The sequence below is a fragment of the Paenibacillus gansuensis genome, from assembly GCF_042684925.1.
In the GTDB taxonomy this organism is placed as follows: Bacteria; Bacillota; Bacilli; order Paenibacillales; family DY6; genus Paenibacillus_N; species Paenibacillus_N gansuensis.
The window spans coordinates 201,095-219,436 of record NZ_JBHUME010000019.1 but is presented as its reverse complement, the minus strand read 5'-3'; the positions used below and the strand labels follow the sequence as shown (position 1 = coordinate 219,436).

Below are 18,342 nucleotides of genomic sequence, written 5' to 3'. Positions count from 1 at the left end.
AGTTGGATAAAAAGCATATTATTGATGCAGATGTTCACAATGCCATTGCAAATGGCAAAGACTTGCTTCCCTTTCTGCCTAAAGTGTGGCACGATTATTGGCTCTCCGCCGGACCTGCCTATGGCGGCGGCTGGCATTCACCGGTTGGAGTAATGCGGAAAGATGCTGTACCCGAGGGCGGCGGCATTCCGGGCAGCGACCCGCAGTACATGATCAAGCATCATTTTGAAAAATACGGAATTGATTATGGAATTTTGACCGGATCGGGCATCTTGGGAATTTCGCTGAATCCTAATCCGGACTACGGGAATGTCGTTGCCAGTGCCTATAATGACTGGCTTGTTGAAACCTGGCTGAAGGCAAGCCCCATTTACAAAGGCTCCATCCTTGTCAACCACGCAGATCCTGCGGCGGCGGCCAAAGAAATAGACCGGATGGCCTCGCACCCGGATATGATTCAGGTCATCATGTGCAGCGGCTCCAGGATGTTATTCGGCCAGCGCTTCTATCACCCGATTTATGAAGCGGCGGAGCGTAACGGACTTCCCGTTGCCGTTCATCCCGGTACCGAAGGAAGAGGCATTGCCGGCGCCCCTACTCCATCCGGTTATCCTACGACTTACCTGGAATGGCATAATATTCTCCCTACTAATTACATGGCTCACGTAAACAGCCTTGTCTGCGAGGGCGTATTCGAAAAGTTCCCTAACCTGAAATTCGTCGCGATCGAAGGCGGTATCGCGTGGCTTCCGCATCTGATGTGGCGGATGGACAAAAATTACAAAGCACTCCGGGACCTGGTGCCTTGGCTCAAAAAACTGCCGTCTGAGTATATCAAGGAGCATATCCGGCTCACGACGCAGCCGATCGAGGAACCGTCCAAAGCCGAACATATCAATCAGATCTTTGACATGATCGGCTCCGATGATATGGTCATGTTCTCCTCCGACTACCCTCATTGGGATTTCGATAATCCCCAGATGGTGCTGCAGCCGATCCGCAGGGATCTGAGACAGCGGATTCTGGTTGATAATGCTTTGAAACTATATGGTGCCCAAGCATTCCCTGCTATTACACAGGAGGTGCAGGCATGAGTAAAACCAAAACAAAGTATGCTGCCGCCAGCTTGCAAGAGCTGCAGGAGCTTGGACGCAAAATTATTGTAATCAACGGAATAGAGATCGGATTATTTCTTGTTAACGGTAGCTGTTATGCGTGGAGAAATCTATGCCCTCATGCGGCGGCGCCCGTATGCGAGGGTGTCGTGTGCGGCACCCGGTTGCCCTCCCTGGTATATGAATATGAGTACGGCCGGGATCAGGAAATTGTGCGCTGCCCTTGGCACGGCTGGGAGTTTGATTTGACCGACGGCAGTCATCTTGCTGACACGGGCGGGGTCCGCCTGCGGGGATATAAAGTCGAAGTTGAGGAAGATATCGTATATGTGCTTATCTAACCATACTGACAGTAAGGTGGAACTGCCCGGCAAAACACCCTGCCTGGCAGCAGCTCATGCTCAAACCGCCGACCTTAAGGTGCCGGAAAGCAAACGTATTCCGTTCGGATGGACAGCCGCCGGGATTGGCCCGGGCTCCGGGGAGAGTTTGACATTGTACTGGAACGGGCCTTTGCGGAACCATCCTGCATGGCTTCGGATCGCCATTGCTCTGGATGTCCGGGAGAATGTCCGCCTTGCCCTGCGCTCTGCGGCAACTGGTGTGCCGATCGGCGAATTTGATATCCGATACGCATCGGTCTTTCAGCTTTATCAGGTAAAGCTAACCGGCGCACAGACGGAATTGGTGTTAAAGGAAGGCGCAGTGTTATCTCTAATCCAGGGAAGTGAAGCGCTTTGGATTTTCACAGGCGGTCCTGCTGAAGCGCCGCTGCTGCTGCCTCATCTTCTTCCGGAGAGCGCGGATTCTCCTGACCCTTGGCTCCAACTGCCCGGTAACCTAGCCTCCCTATCCTCCGTGCAGGCTTTCGGATGGCAGGAAGGCTGTGTTCTGGACGGCCTGCTCGAGCTCGAGCGGGCCGCAGGGACCGGCCGCTTCCTGGGATCAGTGAAGGCTCACTTAGGCATGTTCTTTGATCAGCACGGCAACTTGCGCTACGAGAATCCCCGGAGTGAGCCGGCAGACGGCCGGGTGTACGGCATCGAGGGAACGCTGCCCTTTGCCGCACTGGCCCAAGTAGACCCGGCACACCCTTCTATGGAGAGGGCCATCCGTTTCTGGTTATCCGATGCTTCAGACGATGGTACGATCCGGGACGGAACGATGCTGTCTGCCGAGGGAAGTTATACGATTGCGTATCCGATGGCCGTCATGGCCAAGGCATACGATCGGCATGACTTGGCGCTGCTTGCGATCCGTCAGCTGGAGGCCCGCCAAAAGCTGCTCACCGACGGGGACGTCCTTTATCTCCGATCCCATGAAGACGGCAGCCGAAGCTTCCGTAACTGGTCCAGAGCCTATGCGTGGTATCTGCTGGGGCTTGCCCGTACGCTTCGGGAGCTCCAGGAATTCAGCAGCTTGCCGGATGCGGATTACAACCGGATCGCCGCCCTGAAGTCGGAGCTCGCCAGAGCAGCCGGCGTGATCATGACCTATCAGTCTCCTGCAGGGTTATGGCCGGTATATGTCGACGAACCGGAAACAGGCATCGAGACTTCTGGCTCTGCCGCCATAGCAGCCGCTCTGGCTATCGGGGTCCAACTGGGCGTGTTAGATGACCAAGCCGGTTTAGCCGCCCTGCGGACGAGAAACGCCCTTACGGATTATCTTACTCCGGACGGCATTCTTTACGGCGTGGCCCAAAACAACAAAGACGACGGCCGGCTCCAACGGGAAGGATACCGCATCCTGTCCCAAATGGGAACAGGCCTGGCAGCTCAACTGGAGGCGGTACTGCAGCAGCTGCCGGGCCTTCCCGGAATCCGTCTTTAAATCTCTTGCTGTTCACGGTATTGGGTAGGTGTTACCCCTTCCGCTTTCTTAAAAACCCGATTGAACCAGGAATGCTGGTACCCTACCTTTTCCGCGATTTCACTGATTTTCATGTCTGTTTCAAGCAGCAGTTTTTTTGAGTTTTCAATTCTTACCTTCGTTACATAATCTACGTAATTGATCCCTTTGACCTGCTTGAATATTTTGCTCAGCGAAGACACATTCACCCCAAGCGTATCCGCGCATTCTTCCAGCGACAAATCCGTCATATATTTCTCTTCTACCAGCCTGACTACCTTCTCTACGTTTTGGGTCAAGTGAGCCTGGTAGGTTTGGTTCATCTCCTGAACATAAGGCGAAATGACGTGGTTTTTGAACCACTTCAACATCTCTCCGCCCTGACGCAGCTGCATAATCTCCTCATAAAAGTTCTGCCCTTTGAGAAAAGAATAGACGTTAAATCCGGCTTGCAGCAGTGTATTGTTTACATTGCCGATTAATTGGATCATCGCCTGCTGCAGTAACAGCTCCACGCCGGCATGCCGTTCCAGTTCGACCACAAATTCCTCCGCCCGGCGGAACGCCTCCTCCTCTTGCCCCAACCGAATGGCATGTATCAATTCCTTCTCGATTTCAAAAGGGTACCGAAACGTAAAGTCACCAGAAATAAACAGGGAGTCCATTTCAATAATCTGGTTGCCTTCGATCAGCTTCCGGAACCGGAGCGTCTGCCGTGCCTCCTCCATCATTTGGGGGATACAGCCCAGTTCCGTGCTTAGCTGGCCGATACATACGGTGACTTGGAGATTCAAAATATTATTCAATGTGCTGATGATTTCCTGAGAGAGCTGCGAAAGCTCTTTTTTCACAGCTGTACCGGGGATATTCGCAGGCAAACCGATGACAATCCCCACAAATAAATCCTGGAAATTGATTACATAAGCCTGCTCCATGTGCAACCGGGTTAACTCGTCCATAATGTTCGCAGCCGCGAAGGAGACCAGCTGGTCGTCGTCTTCCTTAAATTTGCCGCCAACGGTAGTAAGTCCGATTAACTGCACAGCCAGTACAGCATACTGCTGATTGACGGTTTCCCATCCGTAATACTCCATCCTTGCTTTCAGTTCATCTTCAGCCAGGTAATAAAGGCGCCCTTGCACCCATTGGAGCATAAAGCCTTCCCGCAGCGCCGGCAGCTGCTCCTCCACCCGTTCCTGCAGAATGCTGCTTTCCCGGGACAAATTATGCCATTCCTTTTCGATAAACTTCAATTCGTCGCCGCTCTCCATCCCGCGGTACTTGGGATCCTTCGTAATGGAGCCCATCAACCGCGCGATCGGCGTGTACAATCTACGGGACGCGAACCAGGACAGAGCCGCAGCGGTGACAAAACCGATGGCGCTGATCAGCAGAATCAGTCTGGACATCACGACAACCGGCGCTGAAACCTTGGATATATCGGAAGCTGTGGCAAAAATCCAGTCCGATCCCAGCCGGGAGGAGGTGTAATACGATACCGAATATTTTATACCCTCGAATCCCGACAGGAATGTATCCTCTTTCAGATTCTGCCATCGGGCCATCACCCTGTCTTTAAGAAACTCCTCAAAGCGGGAGTTGCTCTCCGACCCTTGCTTTCCTCTGATTAATACATCCCCTTGCCGGTCAAACAGGCTGGCCGCCACCGATTCATCAAACTCATGCAAGTAGGAGCTTATTTGGGAAGGATTTAAACGCACGATAAGGACCCCGTATTTATTGGCGGCATCATAAGGGAGCTTATGAATCAGGCTGTAGGGAAACCCCTTCTGGGCGGACGGCTGACTGGAAACCCCAGGCAATTCGAGCGATTTGGTCCAGAAGATGTTCCTATCCTTGCTCATCATCTGCCGGAAATCAGAGAGGTCAGTCCCTTCCGGAAGTGTGCTGACGCCGCGGGTGCTGCTGATCAGGACCCCTCTGTTTTCTATATATAAGTTCACTTCCGCAATAAGCGGATTGGTTTCCTGCATAATGTACAGCGTCTTCAGCAGGCTTCTTGTGAAATCCACGTCTTCCGCGAACCTTATATGCTTTAGCTGCTCGCTAAAGACCGGATTGAGCGCCCATTGGGTAAGCCTCACTTCCAGTTGGGATAATTCATTATCTAATTGTTTGGACACTTGCGTAAGACGAAGCTGATGTGTCTTATTTACTTCCGATTCAATCCGGTTCACGCCGATCTGATGAAGACTGAATCCGATTAGCGCGGTTGGCAAGCAGGTGATCAGCATCACCAAAATCAGGCTCCTGCGAAAGAAGGAAGAATGAATGCCGGAGTTTCCACCCCGTCCCTTGTAATGTAAACGAATACGCTGCAGCACGCTCATTACCTCCAGCCGGAATCGGTCTTGTTATACACAACAATATATACCGCCTATATTTTCCTGGCAACAGGTTTCCCCCCTTACACCCGCTTTCCTGTACTAAGACTTTTTTGACGCAGGCCAAACCCCGGCAAATCAAGCGCCTTCCAACCTATTCCGCCAATCAAATAACTCTTATTGCTAGAAAGCGCGCAGAGAAATATAGTCAGGTCATAGACAACGACACATCGAATGATTGGAGGAGTATGGTGAGTACTACGAACGAATACCTGCTGAAACCAGCCGCGCTGCCCAAAACAAATACGAATCGCAAAAACAGGGTATGGAACGCGCTGAAAAGAGACAAATACCTTTATCTTCTCGGCTTGCCGGGATTGCTCTGTTTGGTGATATTTAAGTACTTCCCGATGTGGGGGGTCTTGATCGCTTTTCAGGATTATTCCCCCTATATGGGTTTCTTTAAAAGCGAATGGGTCGGCTTTGAACACTTCCAGCGATTTTTTAACAATCCTGATTTCTATCAACTGCTAAGAAATACGCTGGCCATCAATCTGCTTAGCCTCGTTTTCTTCTTCCCGATCCCCATCGTACTATCTTTGATGTTGAACGAGGTCCGGAATGAGGTTTTCAAACGAATCGTTCAATCCATTGTCTACCTGCCCCACTTCCTGTCATGGGTCATCATTGCCGGCCTGACCTTTTCCCTGTTTGCTACCGGAGAAGGGCTTATCAATCAGGTGCTGGTTTCATTGGGTGCCAAGCCTGTAGAATGGCTGACGACGCCTAACTATTTCTGGGGATTTCTGACCGCCCAAAGCGTCTGGAAGGAAGCCGGTTGGGGCACCATTATTTTTCTTGCGGCCATGGCCAATGTGGATCCGCATTTATATGAAGCAGCCCGCATGGACGGAGCCAGCCGGCTGCAGCAGATGCGCAATATCACACTTCCGGCCATCCAGAACGTCATTGTTATTCTGCTGATTCTCAAGCTCGGACACATTATGGATGTAGGCTTCGAACAAGTCATTTTATTGCAGAATGCTGCTGTCTCCAGCGTATCCGACGTGTTCGACACGTATATTTACCGGGTCGGCGTGAAACAGGGCCAATTCAGCTACACCACAGCCGTCGGGTTGTTCAAGTCGGCGATCGGCCTTCTCTTGGTCATCGGATCCAACAAGCTGGTCAAAAAAGCCGGAGGAGAAGGCTTCTATTAATACAGAAACTGATCATAGGGAGTGTCCGCTATGCGAGAGTCGCTTGGAGAAAGAATCTTCTCCAACATCAACCTTATATTGCTGGGTTTGATAGGGTTAGTATCTTTATTTCCTTTCTATTATGTGGTGGTAGTTTCATTTACGGATCCCAAGGAATTTGTGAACAGCAGCTTCATCCTGTTCCCGAAATCCTGGTCACTGGCTGCCTATAAGTACATCTTATCTACCGATACCTTCATTAAATCCTTGGGCGTAAGCGCATATCTGGCTGTTGTCGGAACGGCACTCAGCCTGATCGTGTCAGCAGCCTTCGGCTACATGCTATCGAGAAAGCGGCTGTTTGGCCGCCGTATCCTGACGATCGCCCTGTTAATTACAATTCTTTTCAGCCCAGGCATTATCCCGAATTATCTGGTGGTGAAGGAATTGGGACTGATGAACAGCCTATGGTCCATCATCCTGCCCGGTTTGCTCAGCGGCTGGAACGCCCTGCTGCTGAAAACCTTTTTCGACGGCATACCGGAAAGTCTGGAAGAGGCTGCTTATATTGACGGAGCTAATGACTTAAGAATCTTCTTCCGTATTATTTTGCCGCTGTCCCTTCCCGCCTTGGCTGCCTTTGGTCTGTTTTTTGCAGTCGGGTACTGGAATTCCTTCTTCAATGCGATCTTGTATCTGACCGATCCGGATAAACGGCCGCTGCAGGTCCTTCTGCAAGGCATGCTGGTCCAGTCCGAGACAGGCATCGGAGACCCGGGCGTGGCTGCTCAGCTGTCCAGCGAACAGCAAGTTCCTGCCCAGACGATCAAAATGGCCGCCGTCGTCATCGCAACCGTACCTATTTTATTGGTGTATCCGTTCCTGCAGAAGCACTTTGCAAAGGGTGTTATGCTTGGCTCTGTCAAGGGATGATCACATACATTACTATTAGAGAAGAAGAAAGGGAGGATTAGAATGAAAAAGAAGAAGATGCTAGTGTTGGCGCTCACCGCTTCGATCGCAATGACGGCGGCACTGGCCGGTTGTTCCAATAAGGAGGAAGCCAATGCCCCGGCCAACTCGAACGGTAACAAGACAGAAGCGCCTACCGAGTTTAACATTACAACGATTAACTACAATTCGGAGGCTCCGGCCAACGATAATCCGGTTGAGCTGGAGATGGAGAAACGTACCAACACCAAGATTAACGTAACCTATTTGCCTTCCAACAATTACGGGGACAAATTCAATGTGATGCTGGCTTCGGGTGAAATTCCCGACGTGCTCCTGACTCCTTACATTTTTAGCCCTGAAGTGACCCGTGCTATTAAGGAAGGCGCCTTCTGGGACCTGACTCCTTATATCCAGGATTATCCGAATATTATCAAAAACTATCCGAAAGAAAGCATTGAAAATACCAAAGTTGAAGGTAAAATCTATGGCCTTCCTCGTCCCCGCCCGCTGGTTGGCGGAGCTTCTTTTCCTTTGCTCCGTCAGGACTGGATGGATAAATTAGGGTTGAAAACGCCGGAAACGATGGAAGAACTATATACCGTATTGAAAGCCTTTACGGAAAAAGATCCGGACGGCAACGGCAAGAAGGATACCTACGGTTTTACCGGGCATGTGGCGGAAGGCTGGATGGATCAGCTTGACTTCATCGAAAGCACATTCCATGGATATAACGGCATGGTGGTAAGCAAGGACGGAAAGACCATTTTCCGCGATCTGGAACCGGCTGCCCGCGAAGCGCTGCTTTGGTTGCAACGGGCCTATAAGGAGGGCGTATTGTCTCCTGATTTCGCTATTATTCAAGGTTCCCAAGTGAAGGACATGATGAATCAAGGCAAAGTCGGCATGATTCCTACTTCCATGGACAGCAAAAACGTCGGAGAAATTTTGGCAGCATTGAAAACAAAGACTCCGGACGCGAATATCGCCCATCTGCCCTACTTAATTACTCCTTCTACCGGCAACAAATTTGCAATAAAAGAGGGCGGCTTCTTCGGAAACTACCTGATTTCCAAAAAAGTACCTGAAGACAAAATGAAGAAAATCCTGGCGTTCTTTGACTACGGCGCAACGCCGGAAGGTATGGAACTTGCCAATTATGGAATCAAAGACGTTCACTTCACAATCGGCGAGGACGGCAAAAAAACAACCAATGAGGAGTTCAAGAAGATTGCCGCAGCCTCTTTGAACAACATTTGGACGAACATAGACCCTTACAGCCGTATTTCCCAGCCTGCCCCGGATTACCCGAAAGAGTATTTCGAGCGCGATAAGAAGATTATTGAGGAACGTCTAAAATATGGCGTATTCATCAACAACAGCGGCGTCAGCTCTGAGACCGAGCTTCAGCTTGGCACTGAAATTTACAAGAAGATACAGGATATGAAGATTAAAGTCATTATGGGCAAGCAGCCGATTGAAGCATGGGATAAGCTTGTGGAACAAATGAAGAACGATGCGAACGTGAAGAAGATTATCGAAGAGAGAGACGCGAGCTATAAGCAATTGTTCGGCTCTAAATAAGCAAAGATGAATCTAAGCGGTTAGCGGGTTGGCAGCAGCTCCCTAGCCGCTTATTTTCAAATAAATCTTAATGCAGGAAAGCCCATCGAAGGTTACGATGATGGACGAAAGGAGGGAATTTGCAAAACGCATTAACACTCACACTAAGGAGGAAATGACAATGGAAATTCATGCTCGCAGGAACATGTCAGCCCGATTCATTTGTTTCTTTTTATGCTTAGTGTTATTCTGCTCCACCCTTGTATTTGGAAAGCCCGCACATGCAGCTCCAAAGACGTACTATGTCAGCCAGCTGACCGGCCAGGACCGCAGCGATTACGGCACTTCGACAAGCCAGCCTTTTGCTACCATCCAATATGCGGCGAATCTCACCAATCCGGGAGACACCGTGTATGTCATGAACGGAACTTACGGTCAAGTCAATGATCAATTTGTGTTTCAAGTGAAACGTTCCGGATCTGCCGATCCGAACGGTTATATCAGTTATCTCGCTTATCCTGGACATAAGCCGAAACTGAAGATAACCGATGCCTGGAATCTCATAGTTGTAAGCGCTTCATATATACGGATCGAAGGTTTTGAGATCGAAGGGAACAATGCGAATCTTACATTAAGCGACGGAGAAGCCCGTTATAACCATTTCGTTCAAAATAAGGCTGCAGGAACAATTGATTGGAATTACGTCCGGAAAACCCAGACTAACGGGATTTATATCAAACCGGACGCAGCAGCGGATGTTGCTAACCCCCATCACATCATCATCAGGAATAATACGGTACATGACGTTGCCGGCGGCGGAATTTCCGCACAGGATGCCGATTATATCACGATCGAGAATAACACGGTCTACAATAACTCCTGGTATACGCTCTATGCAACCAGCGGCATCTCCATCCTTACGCCCAAGAATACGGATTCCAATACTACGAGCTACAGAAACGTGGTTCGCAATAATCGGGTGTACAACAATAAAACGCTAGTCAAATGGGAAAAAACACTCGATTATTCCGACGGGAACGGCATTATTATCGACAGCACCAAGAATGTGTCCTATACAGGAAAAACGTTAGTGACCAACAATCTATCCTACAATAATGGCGGCTCCGGGATTCACTCGTTCAAGAGCGCGAAGGTAGATATCATAAACAACACGGCATACAACAACTCGTCCCAGCTCGATTACGGTGAAATCTTTGCGCTTTACAGTGACAACGTCAACATTTCAAACAACATCCTGTTTGCGAGAACAGGGCGGAAGATCAACCAGGACTATCAAAATACAAATCTCGCCATCAACCATAACATCTACCATAACGGCAATCCCGCAATAAGCGGAACGAATGATATCTGGGGTGATCCCCTGTTCGTCAATGCCGCAGGCGGAGACTTCCATGTCCAGATCGGGTCTAAGGCGATTGACAGCGGTACAACCAATTTGGCACCCGCCAATGACTTCGCCTACAGCCCAAGGCCCCGCGGAGCCGGCCCTGACCGCGGTGCATATGAAAGCCAGAATCTGATCGGCAACCCGAGCTTTGAATGGGGCAACTTGGGCAGCTGGAACAAAGAGCTGAACACAGCCGGCATTACGATTCAGAATACGGGGGCTTACTCAGGAACTTACAAGGCCAATTTAAGTACAACCGCAGCGACCAAGCTGTCCCAAACCGTAACGGCACCTGAAACTGCTTCCTATACCGTGACGGCTTATATCAATACGAATATTGCAAGCGGCGTGACTTTCGGTGCCGATGTTGCCGGTGTAAACAAAGGGCAGCAGACGGTTGCATCCGGGGGCTATAAAAAAGTCACGTTTACGGTAAGCGCAACGGCCGGTCAATCCATCAAAGTGTGGATCAGCGCACCTCAATCCTCGAGCGGCTGGGTTGCGGTTGACGATGTTTCCTTACAGTAAGTGAATGAAGCAGTTCAGGGATGGGGGTTTCCCCCTTCCCTTCATTTTGAAGTTCAGAGAGGATGACAAGATTGAAAAAGGTAGGATTATGTCTTCAAGTCCTTGCCCTGGCGGCAACGGCATTTTTTGCCCCCTTATCACCGGTATACAAGGCACATGCAGCGGGCGGAACCATCTATGAGGCGGAAGATGCCGCTAAAGTCGATAGTGTCGTGCTGACATCCGGCGGAAGCGCCGGCTATTCAGGAACGGGCTTTGTCGATTTAGGGGATAAGGCGAACGGCGCCGGCATTACCTGGAATCAAGTCCAGGCAGCCTATACCGGGAATTATACGATCAACATCAAATATAGTAACGCTTCAGGTAATGCCAAACCCGTCAGTCTTATCGTAAACGGGCAAAAGTACGCGGTATACCAGGGCGCTGTCAGCCCTGCTTGGAGCAATCTCCAAGCCGTGGTCTTCTTGAATCAGGGAGCCAACACGATCAAAGTGCTGTCTGAAAGCGCGGACGGTCCTGAAGTCGATTCCTTGGAAGTAACCCCTTATGCAACGGTCTTCGAAGCTGAGAACGGTGCGGGAGCGGCACATGTGGGCGCAACGATCGCCGCCAACACGGGAACGGCTCCGGGTTTCTCCGGCAGCGGATATGTCAGCATAGCAACTCCTACTAACGGATACTTGTTATACAACAATGTAAATGTGCCTGCAACCGGAAAATATACGATAAAAGTCAGGTACTCCCTGTTAAGCGGAAACCGTCCCTATGCCGTGACGGTAAACGGTGCCCGCGTTCAGGATGCCAAAGGCCTCTCTACGGGCGGATGGAACATCTGGAAGTATGAAGAACTTACGGGGATCGACCTGCAGGCAGGAGTCAATACGCTCAAAATCGAGCGGATTGGAACCAATTCCACTCCTGTCATCGACCGGTTTGAAATTGTAAGCGAAACACTGCCTGCGATCGGGGATCAGACGTTCCGTAATACCACCTTTGAAACTTCCGATGCGGATCCTGTCATTGCAGGAACTTCAACAGGAGCCGCGTTGAACTCACCGCTGATTGCCGGTTCCGCGTTGAAGGGCACTTCCGGCAGTACCGTTGCCATCGTGGAAAACAACGGCTCCCGCTGGGCTGAAATTACGACGCCTGAAGGCAAGCAAGGCATCGTCGGCTTCCCTTTCCACTCCAGCTGGATCACACCGGTATCGATGAAAAGCTACACCTTCGAATCCAGTTTTATACTGAAAGACGATAAAGCGAATTACATCTTTAAGTTGATCAATGCTGCAGGATCTATGGAAAGCCCATTGTTCGTATTTAGCATGGACGGCAAAATTTACGCAAGATCGGATAATAAAGCCGGCGGAGCTTTGGCTGAAAGAGCCGCTTGGAGCCCGGACACGGCCTACCGGATCAAACTTGTCTTCCACGTAGACACCAAAAGCTACGATATGTACATCAACGGCACCAAGGTGGTCAACAGCGAGCCTTTGCAGGACGATCCTTATTCAGGCGGACTAAAAGGATTCTTTATGGAAGTAACCGGCGGTCCTCACCAGCAAACCCGCATTCTGGCGGATGACATTACATTGAGCGGTTCCAATGCACCGGGTACGGCTCCTGTTGTCAATCCAAACCCCGGTGCTCCTTACATTGAGCAACCTTATATTGGAACACCTGTACAATATTATGTCAGCCCTGCCGGTTCCGATACGAACGACGGACGGTCTACTGACAAAGCATTCAAGACGATCAACAAAGCGGCAAGCGTCACCAATCCGGGTGACACCGTCAACATAATGCCGGGCACCTACTCCCCTGCAGCGAATGCGAATGATTTTGTGAACATTACCCGTTCCGGAGCGCGCGATTTCAAAACCGGCATCACACATTACATTACTTACCGCGCTTACGATCCGGCGCAAAAACCTAAACTGCTGCTGCCTCCGAACATTCCGGGGGTATGGGATATGGTCCAAATCAGCGCTAATTACATTATTGTGGACGGTTTGGAAGTAGAGGGAAATAACTTGAATTTAACTCTAGCCGAAGCGGAAGCCAATTATGAAAGCAAGATTGCCGGGGGTTCGGATTGGGCCACCTATGCGAAGACCAACACAAACGGTATATCGGTGACCGGACATCACATCACCGTGAAAAACTCGCATGTACATCACATGGCTGGCGGCGGCATCGGCGGTTACGGCGATTACATCCTGTTTGACCGCAATCTGATTCACAGCAACAGCTGGTATACCATGTACGCAACCAGCGGAATCAGCTTTTTGGGCAACTTCGATATCGATAACAACACTACAGATTACAAAATCATTGTAAGCAACAATACCATTTATGATAATGAAACCAAAGTGAAGTGGGATAGAACCAAAGGTTACTCGGACGGAAACGGAATTATCTTTGATGTGGACGATGACTACAAAGGAAAAAAGCTGGCTTACAATAATATTGTGTATAACAATGGCGGCGGCGGAATCCATGTCTATAGAAGCAACAATGTTTCCGTCATCAACAATACCATTTACCACAACAGCAGAAGCCCGTACCTGACGTATCCGAACATGGATGCTCAATCGAGTGATAATGCCGTATTCCTTAACAACATTTCCTATGCGCGGCCAGGCGAAAATGCAAACCTGGACAGCGGATTCAACAATTTGTTTGCCAATAACCTTTATTACGGCGGCAATGTACGCTTCCTAGGGCAGAATGACAGAGTAGCGGATCCGAAATTCGTTTCCCTGGAAGAAGGCAATTACGATTTCCGTCTGCAAGCGGATTCTCCTGCCATTGATTATGGTACGAGGACCTCTGCGCCGGGAGCAGATATCGAAGGAAATGCCCGTCCATTTACGGGACCCGGATCGAATACCCGTGTGGACATCGGTGCCTATGAAACTAAATTTAACAGTGCTGCTCCATTGGCGGATGATTCCGTTCTGATTAAAGAGCCAAACCCTGATAAGTCACTGGAAGCTTCAGCTATAAAAGGGACTCCTGTGCTGGATGGGGTCGTCGATGAGGCTTGGTCTTCCGCCCCGAGCTTCCAAGCGCTAAAAATCAGTGATACGACGAAGACAGCTCCATTGGCAACTATGCGCTTGTTATGGGATGAACATAACTTGTATGTGCTGGCCGAAGTGGTCGATGAAAACTTAAGCGTGAGAGGCGCCAATTTGTGGGAACAGGATTCCATGGAATTCTTTATGGATGAGAACAACGCCAAGACCAAAACGTTCCAGCCAGACGACGGCCACTATCGTGTCAATTACGAGAATTTGCGGACCGGCGGTTCCGGCGGGAAGAAAATTACGGCCAGCAGCTTCTCCTCCGCTGCGCGTGTCGTTGAAGGCGGATATATTATTGAAGCTGCACTTCCTTTAACAACCATCACCGGTTCGGTCGGAACCGTAATTGGCTTTGATGCAGGCGCCAGCGACGACAGCAATGACGATGGGATTCGTGATAATGCAACGATGTGGAGCAACCAAAGGTTTAACTCCCATGCTTCTACCGAATGGTACGGCAATATCACCTTGAAGGCAGCTCCTCCGTCCATAACCGCGTTGAATCCGGTGTATGTGACTACCACTGCCGGAACGGCCCCTGAACTGCCTTCGGTAGTCAATGCCGTGTACAGCGATGAGACTACTTCCAATGTGAACGTATTCTGGGATGCAGTGAGCCCTTCCAGTTATGCAAGCGCAGGAAGCTTTACGGTAAGCGGTTCGGTTTACGGGACGGCGTTGAAAGCTTCGGCTAATGTGACGGTAACGGCCCTGCCAACGACTCCGCCGCCGGTAAGCTACGATATAAGCGGCAAAGGGTTCGGCGTTCCGGATGGTAACGTAGACCTCTATGACCTGCTCTTTGTTTCTATGAACTATAACAAGACCTCCGCCCATCCCAACTGGGCGGCAGTAAAGAAAGCCGATTTCAATACGGATGGAGTCATTAACTATCGGGATTTGAAATTGATCGGCCTGCAGATTTATTCGGAGTTTAAGGAGCAATAAAGAAAATTGCAATGACGGCGGCTGTCCCCGAAGGTACTTACACCTTTAGGGACGGCCCTTTTCATTTCATAATGTATCCAAACAAGAAAAGTGTTGTATGTTCCGAAAGTGCTTCTTTTTCCTCAATTGCCGAAACGGGGCAGGAATCTTAACTTCGATTTCGAAGGTATAACTAAGCACAACAATGAGTATGGTTACTATGATACTGCCGAGCAGTCGGCATCAGTGGCGAGAGGAGTGAAGGCGTACATATGAAACAAGTGAACATCGGCCTGATCGGGCTTGGCGGCATGGCACGCTGGCACATTCATCAGTTTGAAGAGGTGGAGGCCCTTCGGATTGCGGCCATTTGCGACGTGAGCCCGCAAGCCCTGGAGGAGACTGGGGAAAAGCTGGGAATTGCCCCGGAGAAGAGATATTCGGACTTTGCGCAGCTTATTGCGGACGCGGAGATCGACGGCATAGTTTCGGTAACACCAAATAATACCCATGCGGAAATTTTGAAGGCCTGCATTCTGGCCGGAAAGCCTCTCTACGCAGAGAAACCGCTGACCCGCACATATGAAGAAGCCGTGGAAGTCGTGTCGTTGTACCGACAGTCCCCCATCCCCTGCATGATCAATTTTTCATATCGGAATGCTCCGGGGTTCCAAAGGGCGAAGCGCATGATGGAGGAAGGAAAGTTGGGGGCTGTCCGTCATATCTCCGTGCAGTATATGCAGGAATGGGGCGCTGTACCTTTTGAGACGCCTTATGTGTGGCGGTTTGATGAAAGCGTTACCGGAACGGGGACGCTCGGGGATCTGGGCTCGCACATGATCGACCTGGCCCAATATGTGACCGGCAGCAGCATCGAAGGCCTTCAAGCCATGCTCCGCACGCTGATTCCGCAGCGCCCGCATTTGGAGACGAAGGAGCCTGTGGAGGTCAAAGTAGATGATTTCGCCTGTTTTAATGCTTCCTTTGACAACGGCGCCGTCGGCGTCTTCCAAACGTCCCGCAACGCGATCGGCTGCGGCAACCAGCATGAGATTACGGTATATGGAGACTTGGGAACTGTGTATGTGAGCACGTTGAACGATCACGAGCTGACCTGGACTTCCATGAAGGAGGATGTCAAAGGAACGCTTACGGAAGTCATCGATGTGCCTTCCGAGGAAGGGCTGCATCCTTGGCGGGCGTTCGCTTCTCTGATTCGGGGAGAAGAGATACAGGGTTACGCTTCGCTGGAGGATGGTTTCCTCAATCAGCTGGTGCTCGAGGCTGTTGTGCGGTCTCATGAGTCAAGGGCTTGGATAGACATTGCGTCCCTGCTGCCGCGCCCGGTAGCTGTTAGCGAATAGGCTGCGTGGCTGATTTGGCTTAGTTGGGTAATAGAGGTGTAAGGGCCATTTTGCATACAAAAAGAAAGGATGGTTTCTAAATGCTGAAAGTTACGATTTGGAACGAATTCAGGCATGAGGTTCAGGACGCGGAGGTGCGCGAAGTATACCCGAAAGGGATTCATGGGGCATTGGCGGATGGGCTGGCTCCTTATGGATTCGATTTGCGTACGGCCACGTTGGATGAACCGGAACACGGCCTGACGGAGGAGGTGCTGAACAGCACGGACGTCCTGCTGTGGTGGGGGCATTTGGCTCACGGCGAGGTCAGCGACGAGATCGTAAATCGTGTGCATCAGCGAGTGCTGGACGGCATGGGGCTGATTGTGCTGCATTCGGGGCATTGTGCGAAAATTTTTGCCAAGCTGATGGGCACCAACACCTGTGCGCTCAAATGGCGCGAAGCCGACGAAACCGAACGGCTGTGGGTCATCAATCCGGCCCATCCGATCGCGGCGGGCATCGGGGAGTATATCGAGCTGGAGCGCGAAGAAATGTACGGGGAGCATTTCAACATCCCTGCGCCAGACGAGCTGGTGTTCATCAGCTGGTTTGAGGGCGGCGAAGTGTTCCGCAGCGGAGTGACCTATCACCGGGGCCGGGGCAAAATCTTCTACTTCCGCCCTGGGCATGAAACATATCCGACCTATTATAACGAGCAAATTGTGCGGGTGATTGCAAACGGCGTGAATTGGGCGGCTCCGAGCGATACGGCCCGTCCGGTGTACGGCCATGCGCAGCCGCTGCAGGAAATTCGGGGGAAGGTGACGGCGCTATGATGCAGAATTCCAATCCATCGAGAACCATCAACACCGGCCTGATCGGGTACGGGTTTGGCGGCCGCACGTTCCATGCGCCAGTCATCGACCGGGTAGAAGGATTGGCGTTAAGGAAAGTCGTGCAGCGCCATGGCTACTCTGCCCTCGAGCGGTACGCGGACGTGGAAATTGTGCGGAGTGTCGAAGAGCTGTTAGCGGACGAGGAGCTGGAGCTTGTAGTCGTGGCTACACCCAGCACGAATCATTATGAAGTGGTGAAAGCTTGTTTGGAGGCAGGCAAGCATGTCGTGGTAGAAAAGCCGTTCACAGCAACCTCTGCCGAGGCGGATGCGCTGATCGAGTTGTCCGAGGAGCGCGGACTGCTGCTGAGCGTGTTCCATAACCGCCGTTGGGACGGCGATTTCCTCACGCTGCGCGGACTGCTGCAGCAAGGGACGCTGGGTGACATTGTGGATGTGGAGATGCATTGGCACTACTTCGATCCGGTGCCGAGCCATCGCGGCTGGCGCGAGGACGATGCTCCCGGAACCGGGATTTTCTACGATCTCGGTTCCCACTTCATCGATCAGGCGCTCTGCCTGTTCGGCCTGCCGGACGAGGTCGAAGGCGACGTGCGCGTCCGCCGGCCCGGCGGGACCGCCGTCGATTACTACGATGTCCGGCTGCATTACGGCACGGGGCTGAAAGTGCGGGTGTCGTCGTCGAAGACGGTCCGCGAACCGGGCCCCCGCTACATTGTGCACGGGACGCGTGGTTCATTCGTGAAGCACGGCCTGGATCCGCAGGAGCCGGCGCTGATCAAGGGGCTGCAGCCTGGGGACGCGGGGTATGGCGTCGAGGCGGAAGCGTTGTGGGGCCGCCTGAGCTGTGTGAAGGACGGCCTGCAGTTTAGCGGACACGTTGCTACTTTGCCGGGGGATTACCCGGCATATTACCGCAACGTGCACGCTGCTCTCACCGCAGGCGCGGAGCTTGCGGTGACGGCCCGCGAGGCGCGCGACGTGGTGCGCGTGATCGAGGCGGCGATGCGCAGCAGCGCCGGGGGCGGCGGGCGCGTGCCGCTGGCGCCTGCGGGCGCCAAGCTGGGCGCGGGCGAGGAAGTAAGCTCGCAGAAATAGCCATGGAAGAGCAGGATTCAGCAGGAAACTGTTGAATCCTGTTCTTTATGTTTTGTTTAGTTTGCT

12 protein-coding genes are annotated in these 18,342 nt (G+C 51.5%); 11 read left to right on the top strand and 1 reads right to left on the bottom strand.

Features of this window, described 5'->3' with window-relative positions; genetic code table 11:
• The first annotated feature begins 2 nt into the window (after positions 1-2).
• From ACFSUF_RS23840 to ACFSUF_RS23830, 3 genes are read left to right on the top strand one after another with little or no spacing between them, the layout of a single operon-like run.
• Positions 3-1,094 (top strand): amidohydrolase family protein, encoded by a 1,092-nt coding sequence (locus ACFSUF_RS23840; protein WP_377607326.1) that lies wholly within the window; start codon positions 3-5, stop codon positions 1,092-1,094.
• Positions 1,091-1,456: a Rieske (2Fe-2S) protein gene (locus tag ACFSUF_RS23835; RefSeq protein WP_377607324.1), complete on the top strand. Its 366-nt coding sequence runs from the start codon at positions 1,091-1,093 to the stop codon at positions 1,454-1,456. The genes ACFSUF_RS23840 and ACFSUF_RS23835 overlap by 4 nt, the downstream gene beginning before the upstream one ends.
• Positions 1,443-2,948 carry a glycoside hydrolase family 88 protein gene (locus ACFSUF_RS23830; RefSeq protein ID WP_377607322.1) on the top strand — a complete coding sequence of 502 codons (1,506 nt, stop codon included), beginning with the start codon at positions 1,443-1,445 and terminating at the stop codon, positions 2,946-2,948. Before ACFSUF_RS23835 ends, ACFSUF_RS23830 begins: the two co-directional genes overlap by 14 nt.
• Here ACFSUF_RS23830 and ACFSUF_RS23825 read toward each other — a convergent pair.
• Positions 2,945-5,311: a helix-turn-helix domain-containing protein gene (locus ACFSUF_RS23825; protein WP_377607320.1), complete on the bottom strand. Its 2,367-nt coding sequence runs from the start codon at positions 5,309-5,311 to the stop codon at positions 2,945-2,947. The genes ACFSUF_RS23830 and ACFSUF_RS23825 overlap by 4 nt on opposite strands.
• A 248-nt stretch (positions 5,312-5,559) precedes the next feature.
• Between ACFSUF_RS23825 and ACFSUF_RS23820 the strand changes: the two genes are divergently transcribed.
• The 8 genes from ACFSUF_RS23820 (at position 5,560) to ACFSUF_RS23785 (ending at position 18,276) form a co-directional block, all read left to right on the top strand.
• Positions 5,560-6,531: an ABC transporter permease gene (locus tag ACFSUF_RS23820; RefSeq protein ID WP_377607318.1), complete on the top strand. Its 972-nt coding sequence runs from the start codon at positions 5,560-5,562 to the stop codon at positions 6,529-6,531.
• 30 nt (positions 6,532-6,561) lie between these two features.
• Complete coding sequence (locus ACFSUF_RS23815) at positions 6,562-7,443, top strand: carbohydrate ABC transporter permease (protein ID WP_377607316.1); 882 nt, start codon at positions 6,562-6,564, stop codon at positions 7,441-7,443.
• A gap of 42 nt (positions 7,444-7,485) precedes the next feature.
• Entirely contained in the window at positions 7,486-9,045 is a 1,560-nt protein-coding gene (locus ACFSUF_RS23810) for an extracellular solute-binding protein (protein ID WP_377607314.1), read from the top strand.
• Between the two features lie 160 nt (positions 9,046-9,205).
• Positions 9,206-10,960, top strand: coding sequence for a right-handed parallel beta-helix repeat-containing protein (locus tag ACFSUF_RS23805; RefSeq protein ID WP_377607312.1), 1,755 nt, complete (start codon positions 9,206-9,208; stop codon positions 10,958-10,960).
• A gap of 62 nt (positions 10,961-11,022) precedes the next feature.
• Positions 11,023-14,997: a sugar-binding protein gene (locus ACFSUF_RS23800; protein WP_377607310.1), complete on the top strand. Its 3,975-nt coding sequence runs from the start codon at positions 11,023-11,025 to the stop codon at positions 14,995-14,997.
• A gap of 251 nt (positions 14,998-15,248) precedes the next feature.
• Complete coding sequence (locus ACFSUF_RS23795) at positions 15,249-16,340, top strand: Gfo/Idh/MocA family protein (protein ID WP_377607308.1); 1,092 nt, start codon at positions 15,249-15,251, stop codon at positions 16,338-16,340.
• A gap of 80 nt (positions 16,341-16,420) precedes the next feature.
• A complete protein-coding gene (locus ACFSUF_RS23790) occupies positions 16,421-17,158 on the top strand; it encodes a ThuA domain-containing protein (RefSeq protein ID WP_377607306.1) in 738 nt (245 codons plus the stop codon).
• A complete protein-coding gene (locus ACFSUF_RS23785; protein ID WP_377607304.1) occupies positions 17,155-18,276 on the top strand; it encodes a Gfo/Idh/MocA family oxidoreductase in 1,122 nt (373 codons plus the stop codon). The genes ACFSUF_RS23790 and ACFSUF_RS23785 overlap by 4 nt, the downstream gene beginning before the upstream one ends.
• Positions 18,277-18,342 lie beyond the last annotated feature (66 nt).